At 70.7% G+C, this 17,193-nt stretch carries 17 protein-coding genes; 9 read left to right on the forward strand and 8 right to left on the reverse strand.

Annotated features, from left to right (window positions below; all coding sequences use genetic code 11):
- Positions 1-77 precede the first annotated feature (77 nt).
- From ASC81_RS15170 to ASC81_RS15195, 6 genes are all read left to right on the forward strand, one after another.
- Positions 78-902: a DUF692 domain-containing protein gene (locus ASC81_RS15170; RefSeq protein ID WP_056268718.1), complete on the forward strand. Its 825-nt coding sequence runs from the start codon at positions 78-80 to the stop codon at positions 900-902.
- Positions 899-1,678 carry a DNA-binding domain-containing protein gene (locus tag ASC81_RS15175; protein ID WP_056268719.1) on the forward strand — a complete coding sequence of 260 codons (780 nt, stop codon included), beginning with the start codon at positions 899-901 and terminating at the stop codon, positions 1,676-1,678. The genes ASC81_RS15170 and ASC81_RS15175 overlap by 4 nt, the downstream gene beginning before the upstream one ends.
- A 64-nt stretch (positions 1,679-1,742) precedes the next feature.
- A complete protein-coding gene (locus ASC81_RS15180) occupies positions 1,743-2,273 on the forward strand; it encodes a peroxiredoxin (RefSeq protein WP_056268721.1) in 531 nt (176 codons plus the stop codon).
- On the forward strand, positions 2,273-3,652 hold the full coding sequence (locus ASC81_RS15185) for an amidase (RefSeq protein ID WP_156392168.1): 1,380 nt from the start codon (positions 2,273-2,275) through the stop codon (positions 3,650-3,652). Before ASC81_RS15180 ends, ASC81_RS15185 begins: the two co-directional genes overlap by 1 nt.
- A gap of 28 nt (positions 3,653-3,680) precedes the next feature.
- The gene (locus tag ASC81_RS15190) at positions 3,681-4,961 is read left to right on the forward strand and encodes an FAD-dependent oxidoreductase (RefSeq protein WP_056268724.1); all 1,281 of its coding nucleotides are present in this window, start codon (positions 3,681-3,683) and stop codon (positions 4,959-4,961) included.
- Positions 4,962-5,088: 127 nt separating this feature from the next.
- Complete coding sequence (locus ASC81_RS15195) at positions 5,089-6,249, forward strand: family 43 glycosylhydrolase (protein WP_056268726.1); 1,161 nt, start codon at positions 5,089-5,091, stop codon at positions 6,247-6,249.
- Between the two features lie 6 nt (positions 6,250-6,255).
- Here ASC81_RS15195 and ASC81_RS15200 read toward each other — a convergent pair whose 3' ends face one another.
- Positions 6,256-6,735 carry a hypothetical protein gene (locus ASC81_RS15200; protein ID WP_056268727.1) on the reverse strand — a complete coding sequence of 160 codons (480 nt, stop codon included), beginning with the start codon at positions 6,733-6,735 and terminating at the stop codon, positions 6,256-6,258.
- A 41-nt stretch (positions 6,736-6,776) separates the two neighbouring features.
- On the opposite strand from ASC81_RS15200, the gene ASC81_RS15205 reads away from it, so the two are divergent.
- Positions 6,777-7,397, forward strand: a complete 621-nt coding sequence (locus ASC81_RS15205; RefSeq protein WP_056268729.1) for a glutathione S-transferase — start codon at positions 6,777-6,779, stop codon at positions 7,395-7,397.
- Here ASC81_RS15205 and ASC81_RS15210 read toward each other — a convergent pair whose 3' ends face one another.
- From ASC81_RS15210 to ASC81_RS15220, 3 genes are all read right to left on the reverse strand, one after another.
- Positions 7,398-8,024, reverse strand: a complete 627-nt coding sequence (locus tag ASC81_RS15210) for a glutathione S-transferase family protein (protein ID WP_056268731.1) — start codon at positions 8,022-8,024, stop codon at positions 7,398-7,400. It abuts the gene before it with no gap.
- 28 nt (positions 8,025-8,052) lie between these two features.
- Complete coding sequence (locus tag ASC81_RS15215; protein WP_056268733.1) at positions 8,053-9,033, reverse strand: XdhC family protein; 981 nt, start codon at positions 9,031-9,033, stop codon at positions 8,053-8,055.
- A gap of 67 nt (positions 9,034-9,100) precedes the next feature.
- A complete protein-coding gene (locus ASC81_RS15220) occupies positions 9,101-9,769 on the reverse strand; it encodes a hypothetical protein (RefSeq protein WP_056268734.1) in 669 nt (222 codons plus the stop codon).
- 63 nt (positions 9,770-9,832) lie between these two features.
- Between ASC81_RS15220 and ASC81_RS15225 the strand changes: the two genes are divergently transcribed.
- Together ASC81_RS15225 and ASC81_RS15230 are read left to right on the forward strand one after the other, a co-directional pair.
- Positions 9,833-10,300, forward strand: coding sequence for a (2Fe-2S)-binding protein (locus ASC81_RS15225; protein ID WP_056268736.1), 468 nt, complete (start codon positions 9,833-9,835; stop codon positions 10,298-10,300).
- Positions 10,297-12,627, forward strand: a complete 2,331-nt coding sequence (locus ASC81_RS15230) for a xanthine dehydrogenase family protein molybdopterin-binding subunit (protein ID WP_056268738.1) — start codon at positions 10,297-10,299, stop codon at positions 12,625-12,627. The genes ASC81_RS15225 and ASC81_RS15230 overlap by 4 nt, the downstream gene beginning before the upstream one ends.
- Before the next feature lie 50 nt (positions 12,628-12,677).
- Here ASC81_RS15230 and ASC81_RS28100 read toward each other — a convergent pair whose 3' ends face one another.
- The 4 genes from ASC81_RS28100 to ASC81_RS15245 are packed head-to-tail and all read right to left on the reverse strand — an operon-like array spanning position 12,678 to position 17,191.
- Entirely contained in the window at positions 12,678-12,809 is a 132-nt protein-coding gene (locus ASC81_RS28100) for a hypothetical protein (protein WP_255354429.1), read from the reverse strand.
- Between the two features lie 48 nt (positions 12,810-12,857).
- Positions 12,858-13,121 carry a hypothetical protein gene (locus ASC81_RS15235; RefSeq protein ID WP_056268740.1) on the reverse strand — a complete coding sequence of 88 codons (264 nt, stop codon included), beginning with the start codon at positions 13,119-13,121 and terminating at the stop codon, positions 12,858-12,860.
- A 22-nt stretch (positions 13,122-13,143) separates the two neighbouring features.
- The gene (locus ASC81_RS15240; RefSeq protein ID WP_056268741.1) at positions 13,144-13,857 is read right to left on the reverse strand and encodes a queuosine precursor transporter; all 714 of its coding nucleotides are present in this window, start codon (positions 13,855-13,857) and stop codon (positions 13,144-13,146) included.
- Positions 13,858-13,885: 28 nt separating this feature from the next.
- Positions 13,886-17,191, reverse strand: a complete 3,306-nt coding sequence (locus ASC81_RS15245; protein WP_056268743.1) for a PAS domain S-box protein — start codon at positions 17,189-17,191, stop codon at positions 13,886-13,888.
- Positions 17,192-17,193: the final 2 nt, after the last annotated feature.

A 17,193-nucleotide genomic window follows, 5' to 3' on the forward strand; every position in this document is an offset into this window, starting at 1 on the left:
CCTGGCAGAGCCAGTTCCACGGCTGCCGCTGGATGAGGCGCGACGCCTGCGGCGCCGCGCCGTTTAGTCTTCCTTCTATGACCCGAATCCAAGGCTTTGGCCTCGGCTTGCGCGTCGAGCACTACGCCGCCTTCGAGGCCGGTGTCGATGCCGGCGAGCGGCCCGACTGGCTGGAGATCATTTCCGAGAACTACATGGTGCCCGGCGGCCCGCCGTTGGCGCATCTGGAGCGCATCCGCGCCGACTATCCGTTGGTCATGCATGGCGTGTCGTTGTCCGTTGCCGGGCCGGCGCCGCTGGACCTCGGCTATCTGCGCGAGTTGAAAGCCCTGGCCGACCGCCTGGAGCCCGGCTGGGTGTCCGACCACCTCTGCTGGAGCGCCGACGCTCACAGCCAGCTGCACGACCTGCTGCCGGTGCCGCTGACGCGCGCGGCGCTGGACCACGTCGGTGGCCGCATTGCCCAGGTGCAGGACATCCTCGGCCGGCCACTCGTGCTGGAGAACGTGTCCAGCTATGTGCGATTCGCCGCCGACGAGATGACGGAGTGGGACTTCATCGCCCAGTTGCTGAAGGCCACCGGCGCCGAGCTGCTGCTGGATGTCAACAACGTCTATGTCTCGGGCCGCAACCACGGCTTTGACCCCGTCGCCTACCTGGACGCGATTCCCGTCGAGCCCGTGCGCCAGATCCACCTGGCCGGCCACGAAGACCGCGGCGACATCGTCATCGACACCCATGACCACCCGGTGCGCGACGAGGTCTGGTCGCTCTACCAGCACGCGTTGCAGCGCTTCGGCCGAGTGCCGACCATGATCGAGCGCGACGACCACATCCCGCCGCTGGCCGAGCTGCTCGGCGAACTGGCCACCGCGCGCCGCCTGGCAACTGCCGTGTCATGAGCGTCATCGCGCAACAGCAGCTGCTCGCCGCCGCCATCCGCGATGGCGCCGACCCGGCCGGGCTGCTGGCCGGCGACTTCGCGACCGGCCTCCAGGTCTACCGCCACGCCTACCGCGCGCGGCTGGCCGAGGCGCTGGCCGACAACTACACGGTGCTGGCGCGCGCGCTGGGCGATGAGGCCTTCGACGCGCTGGCCCAGGCCTACATCGCCGCGCATCCCAGCCGCCACCCGTCCATCCGCTGGTTCGGCCATGAGCTGGCGGATTTCATGGCCACGGCGAGCGACGAACTCGTGCCCCATGCCAGCCTGATCGACTTCGCGGCCATGGACTGGGCGCTGCGCGGCGCCTTCGATGCGGCCGATGCGCCGCTGCTCGACCCCGCAACGCTCGCCGCGCTGAACCCGGACGACTGGGCAGGCCTGGTGCTGCACCTGCAGCCCGGCGTGCAGCGCGTGGCCCTGGCCCATGCCATCGAGCCCGCCTGGCGCTTGCTGCGCGAATGGGTGCCGGCGTCGGGCGATGAGCAACCCGATTTGCCGGAGCCCGCGCCCCACCCGCACACGCTGCTGGCGTGGCGCCAGGCGGGCGAAACCCGCTGGCGGTCGCTGGCGCCCCTGGAGGCCGCGCTGCTGGCTGCAGTGGCCGAGGGCGCTCCTTTCGCGCTGCTTTGCGAACGCGCCGCCACCGAGCTGGGCGACACCGAGGCCGCCGCGCCCGCCGTCATCGGCGCGCTGCAGCGCTGGCTGGCCGACGGGTTGTTACGCGCGCTCTGACCCATCGGCTCACTGGGCCTTCGGGGCTTGGCTATCCTGCGCCTTCCGTCACCCGAGGTCCGCCATGTCACGACGTCTGTTCACCGCCCTGTTCGCGGCTCTGCTCATCCCTACCGCCCAGGCCGCGCTCAGCGTCGGCGCGCCGGCCCCGGACTTCAGCACCGATGCCGCCGTCGGTGGCCAGCCTTTCAAGTTCAAGCTCGCCGACGCCCTCAAGAAGGGCCCGGTGGTGCTGTACTTCTATCCCAAGGCCTTCACCAGCGGCTGCACGGTCGAGGCCCACCAGTTCGCCGAGGCGACCGACAAGTTCGCTGCCGTGGGCGCCACCGTCATCGGCATGTCCAACGACGACATCGAGACGCTGAAGAAGTTCAGCGTCGAGGCCTGCCGCAGCAAGTTCGCCGTTGCGGCGGATGCCGGCGGCAAGGTCATCAAGGACTACGACGTCGCGCTGAAGATGGTGCCCGGCACGATGGCCGACCGCGTCTCCTACCTGATCGCGCCCAACGGCAAGATCGCCGCCGTGCACGCCAGCATGAACCCCGACGGCCACATCGACGCGATGCTGAAGGCCGCTCAGCAATTGAAGAAGTGATCGCCGGCCTCGGTGCGGCCGAGCTGCTGGACGCCTTTCGATCACGCGAGCTGTCGCCGGTCGAAGTCATGCAGGCGGTGCTCGCGCATGCCGACGCCCGCGAGGGTGAGCTGCATGCGCTTAGCGCCGTTGACGCCGAAGGCGCCATGGCCGCCGCCCGCGCGAGCGAGGCGCGTTGGCGCAACGGCAGCGCACTGATGCTGGACGGCGTGCCGGTGACGCTCAAGGAGAACATCGCCGTGCCCGGCGCCAGCTACCGCCTCGGCACCGCGGCGACGGCCAACGACGCGCGAGCCGATTTCGAGGCGCCGCCGGCCGCCCGATTGCGCGAGGCCGGCGCGATTGCCTGGGCCCGTACGACGATGCCGGACTACGGCATGCTCAGCTCGGGCCTGTCCAGCCTCTACGCCGAGCCGGCGCGCAACCCCTGGGACACCGCGCTGACGCCGGGCGGGTCCAGTGCCGGTGCCGCTGCCGCTGCGGCGGCGGGTTATGGGCCGCTGCACCTGGGCACCGACATCGGCGGCTCCATCCGGTTGCCGGCCGGTTGGTGCGGCCTTGTCGGGCTCAAGCCCAGCCATGGTCGGGTGCCTATCAAACCCGGCTATGCCGGCCGGGTCGCCGGACCGCTGACGCGCACGGTAGCCGACAGCGCGCTGATGCTGGCCGTGCTGGCCCAGCCGGATGCGCGTGACCCCACGCAGCTGCCGCCGCAATCGGTTCGACCCCGGGCGCTTGCGCTGCGCGGCTTGCGCATCGGCCTGATGCTCGACGCCGGCTGGGGCGAGGCCGTGGAGCGAGAAGTGCAGGCCGCCGTCATTGCCGCGGCGCGCACCTTCGAGCAGGCCGGCGTCATCGTCGAGCCGCTGGCGCCTTTCACGACGCGCGAGATGGCCGACGGTATCGACGCTTTCTGGCGCATGCGCTCCTGGCTCGACATCTCGGCGTTGTCGCCCGAGAAGCGCGCCGAGGTCTTGCCCTACATCCTCGACTGGGTGGCCCCCGCGGCCGGCTACGACGGCGGCACGGTCTTTCGTGGCTACAGCCAGATGCAGGCGCTGCGCGAGGCGGCCAACGCCGCCTGCGAGCCGTTCGACTTCGTGCTGTCGCCGGTTTCAGCCATGCCCGCCTACCCGGCCCATCTCGCCAGCCCGCTGCACGACCCGGCGCGGCCTTTCGAGCACATCGCCTTCACGCTGCCGTTCAACATGAGCGAGCAACCGGCGCTGTCGATCAACGCCGGCTTCACGGCTGCCGGGCTTCCCATCGGCCTGCAAATTGCCGGCCGCCGTTTCGACGATGCCGGCGTGCTGGCGCTGGGTGCGCTGTGGGAGCAGCTGCGGCCCGCGCAACGTGCGTGGCCATTCGCCGCCGCCTGATCGCAACGGCACCGGCTAACCTGCCGCCATGAACATCGCCGTCATCGGGGGCGGCATCGCCGGCTTGGTGGCCGCGTGGCAGCTGTCGCGGCGCCACGCGGTGACGCTGTTCGAACGCCACGCGATGCCCGGCTTCGTCGCCAGCTCGGTGGCGCTTGACGGCGCCGCCGCGGGCCTGCGCGTCGACGTGCCGCTGCGCGTCTTCTACCCTGGCTACTACCCGACGTTGACGCGGCTGTATGCCGAGCTTGGCGTGTCCACCGAGCCGGTCGACTACGCCACCACCTTCAGCGGCGCTGACGGACGCGCCTATTTCCGCTGGCGCAATGCGCGCCTGGGGGGCTGGTCGTTGCCCTATGTGCTGCCGCAGGACGTCGCCAGCGCGCGCGGCTGGCGCATCGCGCAGGGCGCGCTGCGCTTCCAGGCCCGGGCGCGCGCGGCGCAGGCTGCCGGGCAGCTTGGCGGCGTGAGCATCGGCGAGTTCGTCGCCGCCGAGCGCATCGCCCCCGACTTCGTCGACGGCCTGCTGCTGCCAGCCATCGCCACCATCGGCACCTGCAGCACGGCCGACGCCCGCGCCTACCCCGCTGCCGTGGTCGCCGGCTACGCCACCGCCGGCGTGGGACGCCAGAGCGTGCACCGTGCGCGCGACGGTGCCGACGCGGTGGCCGCCAAGCTGCTGGCCGGCATCGCCCGCGTGCAATGCAGCGCCGGCGTGGTGGCCGTGCGGCGCCGCAATGGCCAGGTGATGGTGCAGAGCGCCGCAGGTGAAGAGGTCTTCGACCAAGTCGTCTTCGCCACCCAGGCCAACCAGGCCCTGGCCTTGCTGGCCGACGCGGCGCCAGACGAGGTCGCGGCGCTGGCCGCCTTCCACTACCGCGCGCTGGAGGTGTTGATGCACCGCGACACCGCGCTGATGCCGCAGCGCCGTGCCGACTGGTCACCGGTGAACGCCCGTGTCTGCGCCGAACACGCGCAACCCGAAAGCACCATCTGGATCAACCGGGTGCAGCCGGCACTGCGCCACGCTGCGCCGCTGTTCCAGACCGTGATGCCGCAGCGCTCGCCGCGGGATGACAGCGTCATCGGCCACGCCCGCTTCGAGCGCCCGCTGGTCGACGCCGGCAGTGCTGCGGCGTTGGCCGCGCTGCAGCAACTGCATGCGCAGCCCGGCCGCCGCGTGTGGTGGTGCGGCTCCTACGCCGAAGCCGGTGTGCCGCTGCTGGAAAGCGCGGTGCGGTCAGCGCTGGCGGTGGCCGCGCGGGTGGAGGTCTGCGCGGACGCTGAGGCGATGGGCCGCGCGGCGTAACGGAGTTCACGACCAAGCCGTCGGCGATGCCAGCCGCGCAACGGGGGCCTGGATTGCGGCACTCTTCAACATTCGCCGGCGTCGGCTGCGGCGATGCTGCGGGCCTGGATTTGCACCTCGGTTCGCCATGCACCCCCAAGTCATCTCACAGTCGCGCCGGCGCCGGCCCGCGCAGGCCGCGCTGGTCCTTGCCGACCCCAGCGCGGCGAACGAATTGCGCCTGCCTGGCGGTGCCGAGTCAACTGGCCATTTCGCCAACCCCATCGTCGCCCCGGCGGTGCCCGCGGGGTCGGCCGATCCATCAGTGGTGCATGCCAACGGGCACTACTACTACTGCCGCAGCGTCGATGACCGCTTCCTCGGCGTGGCGCGCGCCGAGCGCTTGCAGGACATCGGCCAGGCCGAGATGGTCAGCGTGTTCGAGCCCGAGGCCGGCACGCGCTGGAGCGCCGAGATCTGGGCCCCCGAGCTGCAGTTCGTGCGCGGCCGCTGGTACATCTATTTCGCCGCCAGCGACGGCGACAACCGCAACCACCGCATGTACGTGCTGGAGGCCAAGACCGACGATCCGCAAGGCGAATACGTCTTCAAGGGCCAGATCACCGACCCCACGGACCGCTGGGCCATCGACGGCATCGCGGTCGAGAGCGCTGGCGAGCTGTACTTTGTCTGGTCGGGCTGGCGCGACGACGACGATGGCTTCCCGCAGGTGCTCTACATCGCGGCGATGAGCAACCCATGGACGATCAGCGGCGAACGCCACGAGATCGCTGCGCCGGACCTGGCCTGGGAATGCCAGGGCGCGCCGCTGCTGGAGGGCCCGGCTGTCCTCTACGGTGACAGCGGCCTGTTCATCACCTACTCGGCCAGCGCCAGCTGGACCGACCATTACGCCGTGGGACTGCTGCGCCATGACGGCGGCGACATCCTGTCGGCGGCCTCCTGGCACAAAAGCCCCACGCCGGTCTTCGCGGCGCAGCCCGAGCACGGCGTGTTCGGCCCCGGACACAACAGCTTCGTCAAGTCACCCGATGGCAGCGAGGACTGGATCGTCTATCACGCCATCGACCGCTCCGGCGGCGGCTGGTCGCGGCGGAGCGTGCGCGCCCAGCGTTTCGACTGGACGGCAGACGGCCTGCCGATGCTGGGTGCGCCGGTCGCGCCCGGCCTGCTGATGCCCGAACCGGCACGACTGGCGGTGAGCCCCGCGCCCGTCGCAGATGCTCCCGCAGGCGCCGTCCTTCACGACGCGGCGCAGGCTGCCGCGGTGGCGCTGGCGCTGGCCTGACGCCGTTCAGGCGCGGGCCGGCGGCTCTTGCGGCGGCAACCCCGCCGCGATCAGGTCGGCGTTGACCAGGGCCCAGGCGGCGTCGAAGCTGTCGGCGCGGCGCACCGGGCGGCTGGCGCGCCAGATGTCCATCAGCGCGGGCAGGCGCTCGATGCCCGGGATGCCGGGGCGCACCAGGAAGACGGTGGACAGGGCGACGATGCCGCGCGACGCAAAGCTGTCGATGCTGGCGCGCAGCTGCGCCAGCGCGTCGCCGTCCATCTGCATGCTGCCGCGGATCTCCAGCAGGTCGCCGAAGCGCCGGTCAACCGGCAACCGCTTGCCGGCCAGGGCGATGGCGCGCTGCGTGGCGGCCATCAGCTCGGCGTCGAAGGGGCCTTCGGCGATGGACAGCATGACGCGGCCATAGACGCCGACGCTGACGCGACCGAAGCTCGTCCTGGGCGCGCTTCGGCGGGATGGCGGCAATGCGGGCGTCGGGCTCATGATGCGTGATGATTTTGCACGCTCAATGAAGGAGTCAGGACATGTTGACTTTGTACGGCACCAAGGGCTCGGGTTCCGCCATCATCGAGGCGGCCCTGGCCCGCGCCGGCCTGGCCTACACGGGCGTCGACGCGGCGTCGTGGAACCCCGGCCCGGGCCTGGATGAACTGCTGCGCGTGAACCCGCTGGGCCAGATTCCGACGCTGCTGCTGGCCGACGGCACCGTCATGACGGAGAGCGCGGCCATCCTCATCCACCTGGGTCTGACGGTGTCGCCCGGGCTGCTGCTGCCCGCCGACGTCGGCGCGCGTGCGCGTGCGCTGCGCGGCCTGGTCTACATCGCCGCCAACTGCTATGCGGCCATCAGCATCCTCGACTACCCGGAGCGCTGGTGCGAGCCCTGCGACGACGCGATGAAGGCCCAGATCCGCGCCGGCACGCGGGCGCGGCTGCATGAACATTGGCGGCTGTTTGCCGACCAGTTCGAGATCGGCTTCGATGCCGGCTCTCCTGGCGCGCTGGAGCTGATGGCCACGGTGGTGTCACGCTGGTCGGGCGCGCGCGCCCATCTGCAGACCGAGCGCCCGAGCTTCCATGCGCAGTTGGTGCGCGTGGAGCAGCACCCCGAGGTCGCCGCCGTGTTCCAGCGGCACTGGCCCTGATCAATAGACCGGGTCAGCCAGCTTTTCTTTGGCGACGACGCGCTGCGTGGCCGGCCGGTCGAACACCCGCTTGAGGTAGGCGCCCAGTGCGGGCCGCGTCTTCGCCGGCAGGGCCTGCATGCGCGTCCAGCGGCACAACATGAAGGCCAGCGGGTCGACGGCGGTGTAGTGCTCGCCGAGGAACCACGGGCCGCCATGGCGGGCCAGTTCCGCCTCCATCTGGTCCAGCATCGGCGCAACCTGGGCCTCGGCCCGCGCCTTGACCTCATCGGCGTCGCTGGCCATGCGGTCCGGGTAGAAGTAGTGGATCAGCATGGCCTGCAGCGTGTTGGTCAGCCAGACCATCCACTTGTAGTACTGGGCCCGCTCGGCCGTGCCGACAGCGGGCGCAAAACCGGCGTGGCAATCGGCCAGGTGCATCAGGATGGCGGCGGTCTCGTAGAGCACCACGTCGCCATCGACGAGCGTGGGGATCAGCCCGTTGGGGTTGAGCTTCAGGTACTCGGGCGACTTGTGGCCGTTGTTGGCGCGGTCGACCTCGCGCAGCGTGAAGGGCACGCCCATCTCTTCGAGCAGGATATGGGGCGCGAAGCTGGCGTTGCTGGGGAAGTAGTGCAGTTCGATCATGACGTGACGGCGGGCGAAGCCCTGAACTCTACGTCGCACAGCCGGCCTCGGGCCGCGCGCCCGCCGCGCGATAGCGCACGGCTGTCATCTCCGCCAGGATGCTCAGTGCGATCTCCGGCGGCGTGCGCGCGCCGATGTCCAGGCCGACGGGGCCGTGCAGGCGGTCCAGCTCGGCGTCGGTCAGCCCGAAATGCTCGGCCAGCCGCGCGCGCCGCTTGGCCTGGTTGACGCGCGAGCCGATGGCGCCGACGTAGAAGGCCGCGCTTTTCAGTGCCTCCATCAGCGCCAGGTCGTCAAGCTTGGGGTCGTGGGTCAGCGCAACGATGGCCGTCGCGCCATCGGGTTTGAAGGCGGTGACGACATCGTCGGGCATGTCGCGCGTCAGCGCGACGCTGGCGAGCGCAAAGCCGTCGGCGTACTCGGCGCGCGGGTCGCAGACCGTCACGCCATAGCCCAGCGCCAGCGCCATCTGCGCAAGGTAGTCGGTCATCTGGCCGGCACCGATGACGAGCAGCCGCCACTGCGGGCCATGGTGGCTGACGAGTTGGGTGTCGGTCAGCGTCAAGGTGTCGGCACCGGCCTCGGCGTCGGCGAGCGTGACGGCACCCGTCGCCAGGTCCAGCGTGCGGCGCACGCGCTCGCCACGGGTCAGGCGGGTCAGCAGCTCGTCCACGCCCGACTGCGGCCCCAGCGGCTCCAGCAGCAGCTCCAGCGTGCCGCCGCAAGGCAGGCCGAAGCGGCGCGCCTCCTCGGCCCCAACGCCATAACGCAGCGGTGTCGGCATGGCGATGGCCAGGCTGCCGGCGCGCAGCTGGGCGACGAGGTCATCCTCGATGCAGCCGCCCGAGACTGAGCCGGTGATCAGGCCGTCGTCGCGCACGGCGACGAGCGAGCCGACCGGCCGCGGCGCCGAGCCCCAGGTGCGCGTGATCGTGCCCAGCACGACGCCACGTGCCTCGGCCCGCCAGCCGGCGGCCGTGCGCAGCACGCTCAGGTCCAGGTTGTCCATCGTTGCGAATTCCTCCTTGGCGAGGGCGCGAGCCTAATCGCCCGCGACATCCGGCAGGCAGCTGGGGTCAAGCGACGGGGCGCTCGCCTTCCTGTGCCGCCACCACCGCCTCGCGCCACAGTCGCGCGGGAATGAAGGTGCGCAGCTGCTCCATGGCCTTGTCGATCATGGCAGGGTGCAGGCCATGGTCCAGGTGGGGCAGCAGGTCGGCGGTCACGTCGGCGCCCAGATCGACCAGGGACTGCGCGGCATCCACCAGATGCCGGTAAGGAAAACGCTGGTCCGCCAGGCCATGCAGCAGGTGCACGCAAACGTCTTGCGGCGCATGCTCCGGCCTCGCCAGGTAGCCGCCGGCAAAGGCCAGCACGCGGCCGACGAGCCGGGCTTCGGCCTGAACGGCCTCCAGCGCCAGCAGCGCCCCGTCGCCCACGCCGGCCACGGCGACGCGCTGCCAGGGCAGGTCCAGCTTGCCGGCCGCGAGGCGCAGCCGCTCGATCAAGGGCGGCAGCGCCGCGTCGACGCCTTCGGCGTTCGGCGCCGCGCCCGCCCACCAGCGGCAGCGGCCTTCGGCATCACGCAGCGGCGGGTGCAGGTTGAGCGTCGCGCACTGCGGATACTGGGCATGCAGCGCGGCGGCCAGGGGCGCCATCGTGTCGGGGCCGTCGGGGGCAAGGCCGCTGTCGGGCAGCAGCACGAACAGCAGGTCAGGTGCTGTTGCAACTAGGGGCTGGCTCATGCGGGGATTGTCGACCGTGACGGCTATCCTGGCGCGTTCTTTCCCCGACCCCGACCGCTTGCGATGGATCTGAAAGTAAACGGCCAGATCATGACCTTGCCCGAGGTGGCGGGCGACCCGGCCATGCCGCTGCTGTGGGTGCTGCGGGACGGCCTGGACCTGACCGGCACCAAGTTCGGCTGCGGCATCGCGGCCTGTGGCGCCTGCACGGTCCATGTCGACGGCCAGGCGGTGCGCGCCTGCGTCACGCCGCTGGGCGCCGTCGCCGGCAAGGCCGTCACGACCATCGAAGGGCTGGCCGGCAAGGACCAGCCGCATGCACTGCAATTGGCCTGGCTGGCCGAACAGGTGCCGCAATGCGGCTATTGCCAGAGCGGCATGTTGATGGCCGCCGCGGCGCTGCTGGCGCGCAACAGCAAGCCCAGCGATGCCGACATCGACGCGGCCATGACCAACCTCTGCCGCTGCGGCACTTACCCGCGCGTGCGCGCTGCCATCAAGCAAGCCGGCGCCGCGGTGAAGAAGAAATGAAGCGGCGCAGCTTGCTGCTCAGCGGGCTGGGTGCGGCCGGCGCGCTGATCGTCGGCTGGGGCGTGCTGCCGCCACGCTCGCGGCTGGGCGATGCGCGCACGCTGGTGCCGGTCGACGGCGAGGTGGGGCTGAACGGCTGGATCAAGGTCGCCGCCGACGGCAGCGTGCTGCTGGCCATGCCGCGTAGCGAGATGGGCCAGGGCGTGCACACGGCGTTGGCCCAACTCGTGGCGGAGGAACTGGACGTGCCGCTGGCCACCGTGCGCCTGACGGCGGCCGGGCATGACGCCATCTACGGCAATGTCGCGGCGTTCGCAGGCAGCCTGCCCTTCGGCCCGCGCGACCACGGGCGCGGCGCCTTCAAGCTGTCGGCCTGGGTCACCGCCAAGCTGGCACGCGAGCTGGGCCTGAACCTGACCGGCGGGTCGTCGACGACGGCGGATGCCTGGGCCCCGCTGCGCCTGGCGGCCGCGACGGCGCGTGCGCAGCTGCTCGGCGCCGCGGGGCTCAAGCACAGGCTGCCGGTGGCCGAGCTGATGGTCAAGGACGGTGTCATCCACCATGCCAGCGGCGCACTCGACCACTACGGCAGCCTGGCCGCCCAGGCCGCGCTGACGCCGCCCGGCAAGGTCAGGCTGAAGGACCGTGGCCAGTGGACGCAGATCGGCAAGGCGCTGCCGCGCATCGACCTGGCGGCCAAGGTCAATGGCAGCGCGCGTTACGGGCTGGACGTGCGTGAGCCGGGCCAGGTCTTCGCGGCCATCCGCCACTGCCCGATGCTGGGCGGTGGACTGGGCCCGGCCAATGTCGACGCGGTACGCGCGCGGTCCGGTGTGCTGCGCGTGGTGGCGTTAGGGACGATGGCAGGCTCGACGGCGGCGTACGCCGTGGTCGCGCGCACGACCTGGCATGCAAGCGAGGCCGCCAAGGCGCTGGAGGTGGCTTGGCAGGCGCCGCCGGGCGGGCGGGTCGACTCCAAGGCCATCCTCGCGGCGTTGGAGGGCGAGGCGCGCCGTGCCCATGAAGCGGGGGACGGCTTTGCCTTCCTGGCGCAGGGCGACGCCAAGGCGGCACTGGTGGGCGCTGCGTCCCGGCTGGAGGCCATCTACAGCGCGCCCTATCTGGCCCATGCGACGCTGGAGCCGATGAATTGCACGGCGCAGGTGCGCGAGGGTCATGTCACCGTCTGGGCGCCCACCCAGGTGCCAGTTTTTGCCCGCGACGTCGCTGCACGTGTGGCCGGCGTGGCGCCGGAGGACGTGACGGTGCATGTGAACTACCTCGGCGGCGGCTTCGGCCGGCGGCTGGACGTCGACTTCATCGGCCAGGCGGTGCGCGTCGCTATCGAGATGGGCGGCCTGCCGGTGCAGCTCGTCTGGTCGCGCGAAGAGGACATGACGCACGACTTCTATCGCCCTGCCGAGGTCGCCGTGCTGCAGGGCGGGTTGAATGCGTCGGGCCGGCCGGTGGCGCTGTCCATCACCAACGCCGCGGACGCCGTGCTGCCGCGCTGGGCCGAGCGCGTCATGCCCGGCCTGGCGCCGGCGCTGGATGTGCTGAACCGCAATGCCTTCCCTGATGGCCGTGCGATGGCGGCCCTGTTCATGCGAGGCGACGCGCCGGACAAGACGGCGTCGGAGGGGTTGTTCGACCTCGGCTATGCCATTCCCAACATGCGCATCGCGCACCAGCCCACGCGCAGTGGCGTGCCGGTCGGCATGTGGCGCTCGGTCGGCCATTCGCATCACGCCTTCTTCAAGGAAGGCTTCATCGACGAGCTGGCCCACGCGGCCCAAGCCGACCCGGTGGCTTTTCGCCTGGCGTTGCTGGACGGCCTGCCGCGCCACCAGGCGGTGCTGCAGCGCGCCGCCGACGCCGCGGAATGGGGTCGGCCGCTGCCGGCCGGCGTGGCGCGCGGCGTGGCCGTTCACGAGAGCTTCGGCAGCATCGTGGCCCAGGTGGTGGAGGTCGTGAACGACCGCGGCAGGCCTGGCGTGCGCCGTGTCGTCTGCGCGATGGACTGCGGCACCGTCGTCAACCCCGGCATCGTCGTGCGCCAGGTCGAAAGCGGCATCGTCTTCGGCCTGACGGCGGCGCTCTGGGGCCGCATCGACATCGTCGGCAGCGAGGTGCAGCAGAAGAACTTCCCGGACCAGCCGCTGCTGACGCTGGCCCAGTGCCCGGCCATCGAGACGCATCTGATGGCCAGCGAAGGACCGCCGACGGGCGTCGGTGAGCCGGCCACGCCGCCTGTGGCACCGGCGGTCGCGAATGCCTGGTTCGCGCTGACCGGTGAGCGTCGGCGCAGCCTGCCGTTGATCGACTGAATGAAAAAAGCCGGCGCTCGCGAGGCGGGCGCCGGCTCGTCAGGCCTGCTTTACAGGCAGCAGGCCATCAGCTGCTGCAGGCAGCAGGCCAGGTCGCCGCAGCAGGACTGTGCAGCGAAGGCGGCGGCCGAGGCCGACAGCAGGGTCATCGCCGCAGCGGCCCGGATGAGTCTGGATTTCATGGATGTCCTTTGAAAGTGTTGGAGGAAACGAAACGGAACACGCCGGCCTCAATCAGGCGGGTTCCAGATCTCGTCGGTCCAATCGTCAAAGGCAAGGCCCACGGTGGCGGGGCGGGTGCAGGCGGCTGCGCTGCGGGGCAATACCGGTTCGGCCAACGGCAATGCCGCCGGGCTGACGCATATCGAGCAGATGGCTGCGCAGGCCGGCATCGCGTCGCAGCCCTGCTCGCAACAGGGCTGGCCCGCACGGGCCAGTGGCGCCAGCGTCAGGCCGGCGAACAGCGTCAGCAACAGGAGCAGGCGGCGCAGCATGGCGTGACCTTAGCGCAGCCGCTCAGACCTTCACCGAGAAGGGGTTGAAGTTGGTGTCGCGGTCGTAATGGTCCAGGCCTTCGACGCGTTTGAGGAAAGCGATGAAGCGCGCCGTGACCGGGAACAGCACCGCCTCCCAGATCAGCTTGAAGCAGTACTGCGCGACGAACACGGCGAGCAGTTGCTCCTGCGGCCAGATGCCCCAGAAGGCGATGGTCAGGAACAGGCCGGTGTCCAGCAGTTGGCCCACCGCGGTGGAGGCGACGATGCGGGCCCAGAGGTAGCGGCCATTGGTGGCGATCTTCATCTTGGCCATGACGAAGCTGTTGGCGAAGCTGCCGCAGGCGAAAGCGACCATCGAGCCCGCCACGACGCGCCAGGTGTTGCCGAACATCGCCTCGACGTGGAGCTGGTAGGCATCCATGAAGCCGTTGCGCGCCGGCGGCAGATGCACGATGACAAAGGCCATGAAGGCCGCGAACAGCAGCGCGCCGAAACCGGCCCAGACGACGCGGCGGTCACGGCCATAGCCGTACACCTCGGTCAGCACGTCGCCAAAGATGTAGCTGATGGGAAAGAAGAACAGGTCCGCGCCGAAGGTGACCGTGCCGATCAACGGCAGCTGCACCTGCGCCGCCTTGGCCGGGCCGATGAGGTTGGCGCACAGCAGCACGCAGACGCATGCCGCCATGATCAAGTCGTAGTACTTGAAGCTGCGGGGCGCTGACGGGTTCATGGGGGGCTCCTCCTTGGAGCCGGCATTGTCAGCGCGCGCCTGTGAGCCGCAGGAGCGTCTGGTGCAGCTTGGGCGTGTCGATGGGCTTGGTCAGGAAGTCATTCATGCCCGCAGCGAAAGCGTCGTCGCGCTCGGAGACCAATGCGGCCGCGGTCAGCGCGACGATGGGCAACTCGTTGACGGCGAAATGCTTGCGCAGCTCGCGGGTCGCGTCATGCCCGCCCATGACCGGCATCTGCACGTCCATCAGCACGATGTCGAAGGGCTTGCCCACGCTGGCCGCGGCCAGCACGGCCTCGATGGCCTGGCGCCCGTCGCTGGCCTGGGCGACCTCCATGCCCCATTGCTCCAGCTGGGCCACGGCGATCAGCATGTTGACGGGGTGGTCCTCGGCGATCAGCACGCGGCGGCCATGCAGGGCCTCGTGGCCGGCGCCATGCGCGCGTGTCTCGCGGGGCTGGTGGGCCATGGGCGCCGGCGCGGCCGGCAAGGGCAGCTCGGCCCAGAAGGCCGAGCCGTCGCCGGGCTTGCTGTCGACGCCGACATCGCCGCCCATCAGCGTGGCCAGCTCGCGGCAGATCGACAGGCCCAGGCCGGTGCCGCCGAAGCGCCGCGTGGTCGATTCGTCAGCCTGCGTGAAGGGCTGGAAGAGGCGCGCCTGCTGTTCGGACGCGATGCCCGGGCCGGTGTCGCGCACTTCGATGTGCACCCACTCGCCGGCGCTGCCGTGGGCGTTGACGGTCAGGGCGCGCACGCTGACGGTGATGCCGCCGGTGGCAGTGAACTTCAGCGCATTGGTCAGGTAGTTGGACAGGATCTGCCGCGTGCGAAGCGGGTCGCCGAACACCCAGGCCGGCAGGCCGGGGTCGATCTCGACGGCGAAGGTCAGGCCGCGCGCCTGCGCCAGCGTCAGGTAGGCCAGGCGGATGGACGCCAGCAGCTCGCGCAGCGAGAAGGGCTGGGTCTCCAGCGTCAGGCGGCCGGCCTCGATCTTGGACAGGTCGAGGATGTCTGAGATCAGCCCCGATAGGCTCTCGGCGCTGTCCATCATCTGGTTGAGATAGTCGCGCCGCTGGACCTCGGAGATATCAGGCTGCTGGGCCAGCCGGCCCAGGCCGAGCAGGCCGTTGAGCGGCGTGCGGATCTCGTGGCTGGTGTTGGCCAGGAAGGCGCTCTTGGCACGGCTGGCCGCCTGGGCCTCGTCCTTGGCATGGGCGAGCTGGTCCTCGACGCGGCGGCGCTCGGTGACGTCTTCGATGATCCAGATGGTGCCGCCGCGGCTGGGGTGGGCCGGGTCGACAACCTGGGCCAGCAGGCGGGCCAGGAAGTTGGTGCCGTCGCGGCGGCGCATGGTGCGCTCGGCCTCGACCTGCTCGCCGGCGGCCAGGCGCGGGCCGAGGTCGCGGCCGACGGCCTGCCAATCCTCGACGCTGGGCCAGACGACGCTGCCATGCTGGCCGATCAGCGCGCCGCGCTCCCAGCCGAACATGGCCTCGACCCGCGGGTTGGCCAGCACGAACTGCTGGTCGCGCGTCAGCGTGATGCCGATGGAGGCGTTCTCCAGGATGGCGCCGTGCACGAGGCGGGTGCGCTCGCTCTCCGACACATCGCGCGCATACAGCACCAGGTAGTTCTGGCCGTCCATCTCGAAGGGCGCTACCGACACCAGCATGGAGACCGTGCTGCCGTCCTTGCGACGGAAGCTGATGGGCACATTGCTGGCGATGCCGTCGCGGCGGATGGACTCGCGCACGGCGGTGCGGTCGGCCGGGTTGTGCCAGATGCCGATCTCCTCGGACGTGCGCCCCAGCACCTCGGTGCTGCTCCAGCCGGTCAGGCTCTCGAACGCCTTGTTGACCATCGCATAGCGGCCGGTCTCGGCCTCGGTCAGCGTGATCAGGTCGGGGCTGGTGGCCACCAGGTGGCTCAGCAGGCCTTCGCTGCGGCGCAGCGCGTCCTGGGCGCGACTCTGCTCCGTCTGGTCGGTGAAGAAGGTCAGCGTGGCCGGGCCCGATGCGGTCTCGACGCGCACGCTGGTGGCCTGCACCAGCCGGCGCCGGCGCGACAGTGTGCGCAGGCGGTACTCCGCCATGGGCTGCATCGCGCCCGGCGCCAGGCCTTCCATGCGCGCGGCCTGCTGGCGGGCGGTCTCGTCGTCGCCGGGTTCGTAATGGCTGAACAGGTCCTGGCCGATCATGCTGGAGCGCTGCGCGTAGCCGAACATGGCCATGGCGGCCGGGTTGGCGTCGACGACGCGGCCCCAGCGGTGCAGCACCAGCGGGCTGGGCGAGCGGCGAAACAACTCGCGGTAGCGCGTCTCGGTCGCCTGCACGGTCTGCTCGGCGGCGACCTCATGGGTGACGTCGCGGCCCACGCCCCAGTAGCCGCGAAAATTGCCCTGGGCATCGAAGCGTGGTTCGCCGCTGATGGACACCCAGCGGGGGCTGCCATCCAGGCCGGTGCGGCGCGCCACCATGCCGTGGAAGGGGCGGTGCGATTCCAGATCGGCGCGGTGGGCGTCCAGCTCGTCGTCGCTCAGGCCCAGGCCGTCGACCTCCCAGGGTGTCTTGCCCAGCCGGCATTGCAGGTCGAGGCCGGAACTGCCCGGTCTCTCCTCGGCGACATGGGTGAAGCGGAACTCGCGGTCCATCTCCCAATACCAGTCCACCGCCATGCCGAGCAGGCCGCGAAAGCGCGCCGTGCGCTCGTCCGCCTCGGCCAGCGAGCGCTTGACCATCTTCAGCAGGCCCAGACCTGCCACGAGGCCGGAGCCAAGCAGGCTGAACTGCACGATGGCGCGCAGCTCCAGGCTGGATGAAGCCGTTGGATGCGTGGCCCAGCCCAGTACCTCGCCCACGCCCAGCCCCAGTAACGCGAGCCCGCCCAGTACCGTCAGCACCACGCCGACAACCATGCCGAGCAGGCCGGTCGCAAAGGCGATGACCAGGGCCATCAGCGGCAGGCCCAGCGACCACAGGCCCAGGTCGCGCGACACCGCGACGACAACAGGCAAGGACAGCACCAGCGACATCATGGCCAGCGCCACGAAGGGCTGCTCGCGGCGTCGCGGCGCGTTCGCAATCTGCACCAGCCGCAACCCGGCCAGCACCGAGATCAGCAGCGACAGCGCCGGCGGTACCCAGCCGCCCTGCCATTCCTGCGGCTGGCGTGTGAACCACAGCAGCAGCGCCACCGGCGCGAAGACCGGCGCGCAGGCCAGCAGGAAGACCCGCGATGCCTGCCAGCGCATGCTGGTCTGCAGGCGCTCGCGTTGCTCCTCGGGCGGGGCGGCGTGCCCGACGAGGCTGCTGAGGTCTTCGTCGGCGCGGCCCATGG

Source organism: Pelomonas sp. Root405 (assembly GCF_001425165.1).
Lineage (GTDB): Bacteria > Pseudomonadota > Gammaproteobacteria > Burkholderiales > Burkholderiaceae_C > Pelomonas.

Excerpts from the sequence above, each read along its gene's own strand:
- ASC81_RS15170 (WP_056268718.1), top strand. The coding sequence starts at position 78 with ATGACCCGAATCCAAGGCTTTGGCCTCGGCTTGCGCGTCGAGCACTAC.
- ASC81_RS15175 (WP_056268719.1), top strand. The coding sequence starts at position 899 with ATGAGCGTCATCGCGCAACAGCAGCTGCTCGCCGCCGCCATCCGCGAT.
- ASC81_RS15180 (WP_056268721.1), top strand. The coding sequence starts at position 1,743 with ATGTCACGACGTCTGTTCACCGCCCTGTTCGCGGCTCTGCTCATCCCT.
- ASC81_RS15190 (WP_056268724.1), top strand. The coding sequence starts at position 3,681 with ATGAACATCGCCGTCATCGGGGGCGGCATCGCCGGCTTGGTGGCCGCG.
- ASC81_RS15195 (WP_056268726.1), top strand. The coding sequence starts at position 5,089 with ATGCACCCCCAAGTCATCTCACAGTCGCGCCGGCGCCGGCCCGCGCAG.
- ASC81_RS15200 (WP_056268727.1), bottom strand. The coding sequence starts at position 6,735 with ATGAGCCCGACGCCCGCATTGCCGCCATCCCGCCGAAGCGCGCCCAGG.
- ASC81_RS15205 (WP_056268729.1), top strand. The coding sequence starts at position 6,777 with ATGTTGACTTTGTACGGCACCAAGGGCTCGGGTTCCGCCATCATCGAG.
- ASC81_RS15210 (WP_056268731.1), bottom strand. The coding sequence starts at position 8,024 with ATGATCGAACTGCACTACTTCCCCAGCAACGCCAGCTTCGCGCCCCAT.
- ASC81_RS15215 (WP_056268733.1), bottom strand. The coding sequence starts at position 9,033 with ATGGACAACCTGGACCTGAGCGTGCTGCGCACGGCCGCCGGCTGGCGG.
- ASC81_RS15220 (WP_056268734.1), bottom strand. The coding sequence starts at position 9,769 with ATGAGCCAGCCCCTAGTTGCAACAGCACCTGACCTGCTGTTCGTGCTG.
- ASC81_RS15225 (WP_056268736.1), top strand. The coding sequence starts at position 9,833 with ATGGATCTGAAAGTAAACGGCCAGATCATGACCTTGCCCGAGGTGGCG.
- ASC81_RS15230 (WP_056268738.1), top strand. The coding sequence starts at position 10,297 with ATGAAGCGGCGCAGCTTGCTGCTCAGCGGGCTGGGTGCGGCCGGCGCG.
- ASC81_RS28100 (WP_255354429.1), bottom strand. The coding sequence starts at position 12,809 with ATGAAATCCAGACTCATCCGGGCCGCTGCGGCGATGACCCTGCTGTCG.
- ASC81_RS15235 (WP_056268740.1), bottom strand. The coding sequence starts at position 13,121 with ATGCTGCGCCGCCTGCTCCTGTTGCTGACGCTGTTCGCCGGCCTGACG.
- ASC81_RS15240 (WP_056268741.1), bottom strand. The coding sequence starts at position 13,857 with ATGAACCCGTCAGCGCCCCGCAGCTTCAAGTACTACGACTTGATCATG.
- ASC81_RS15245 (WP_056268743.1), bottom strand. The coding sequence starts at position 17,191 with ATGGGCCGCGCCGACGAAGACCTCAGCAGCCTCGTCGGGCACGCCGCC.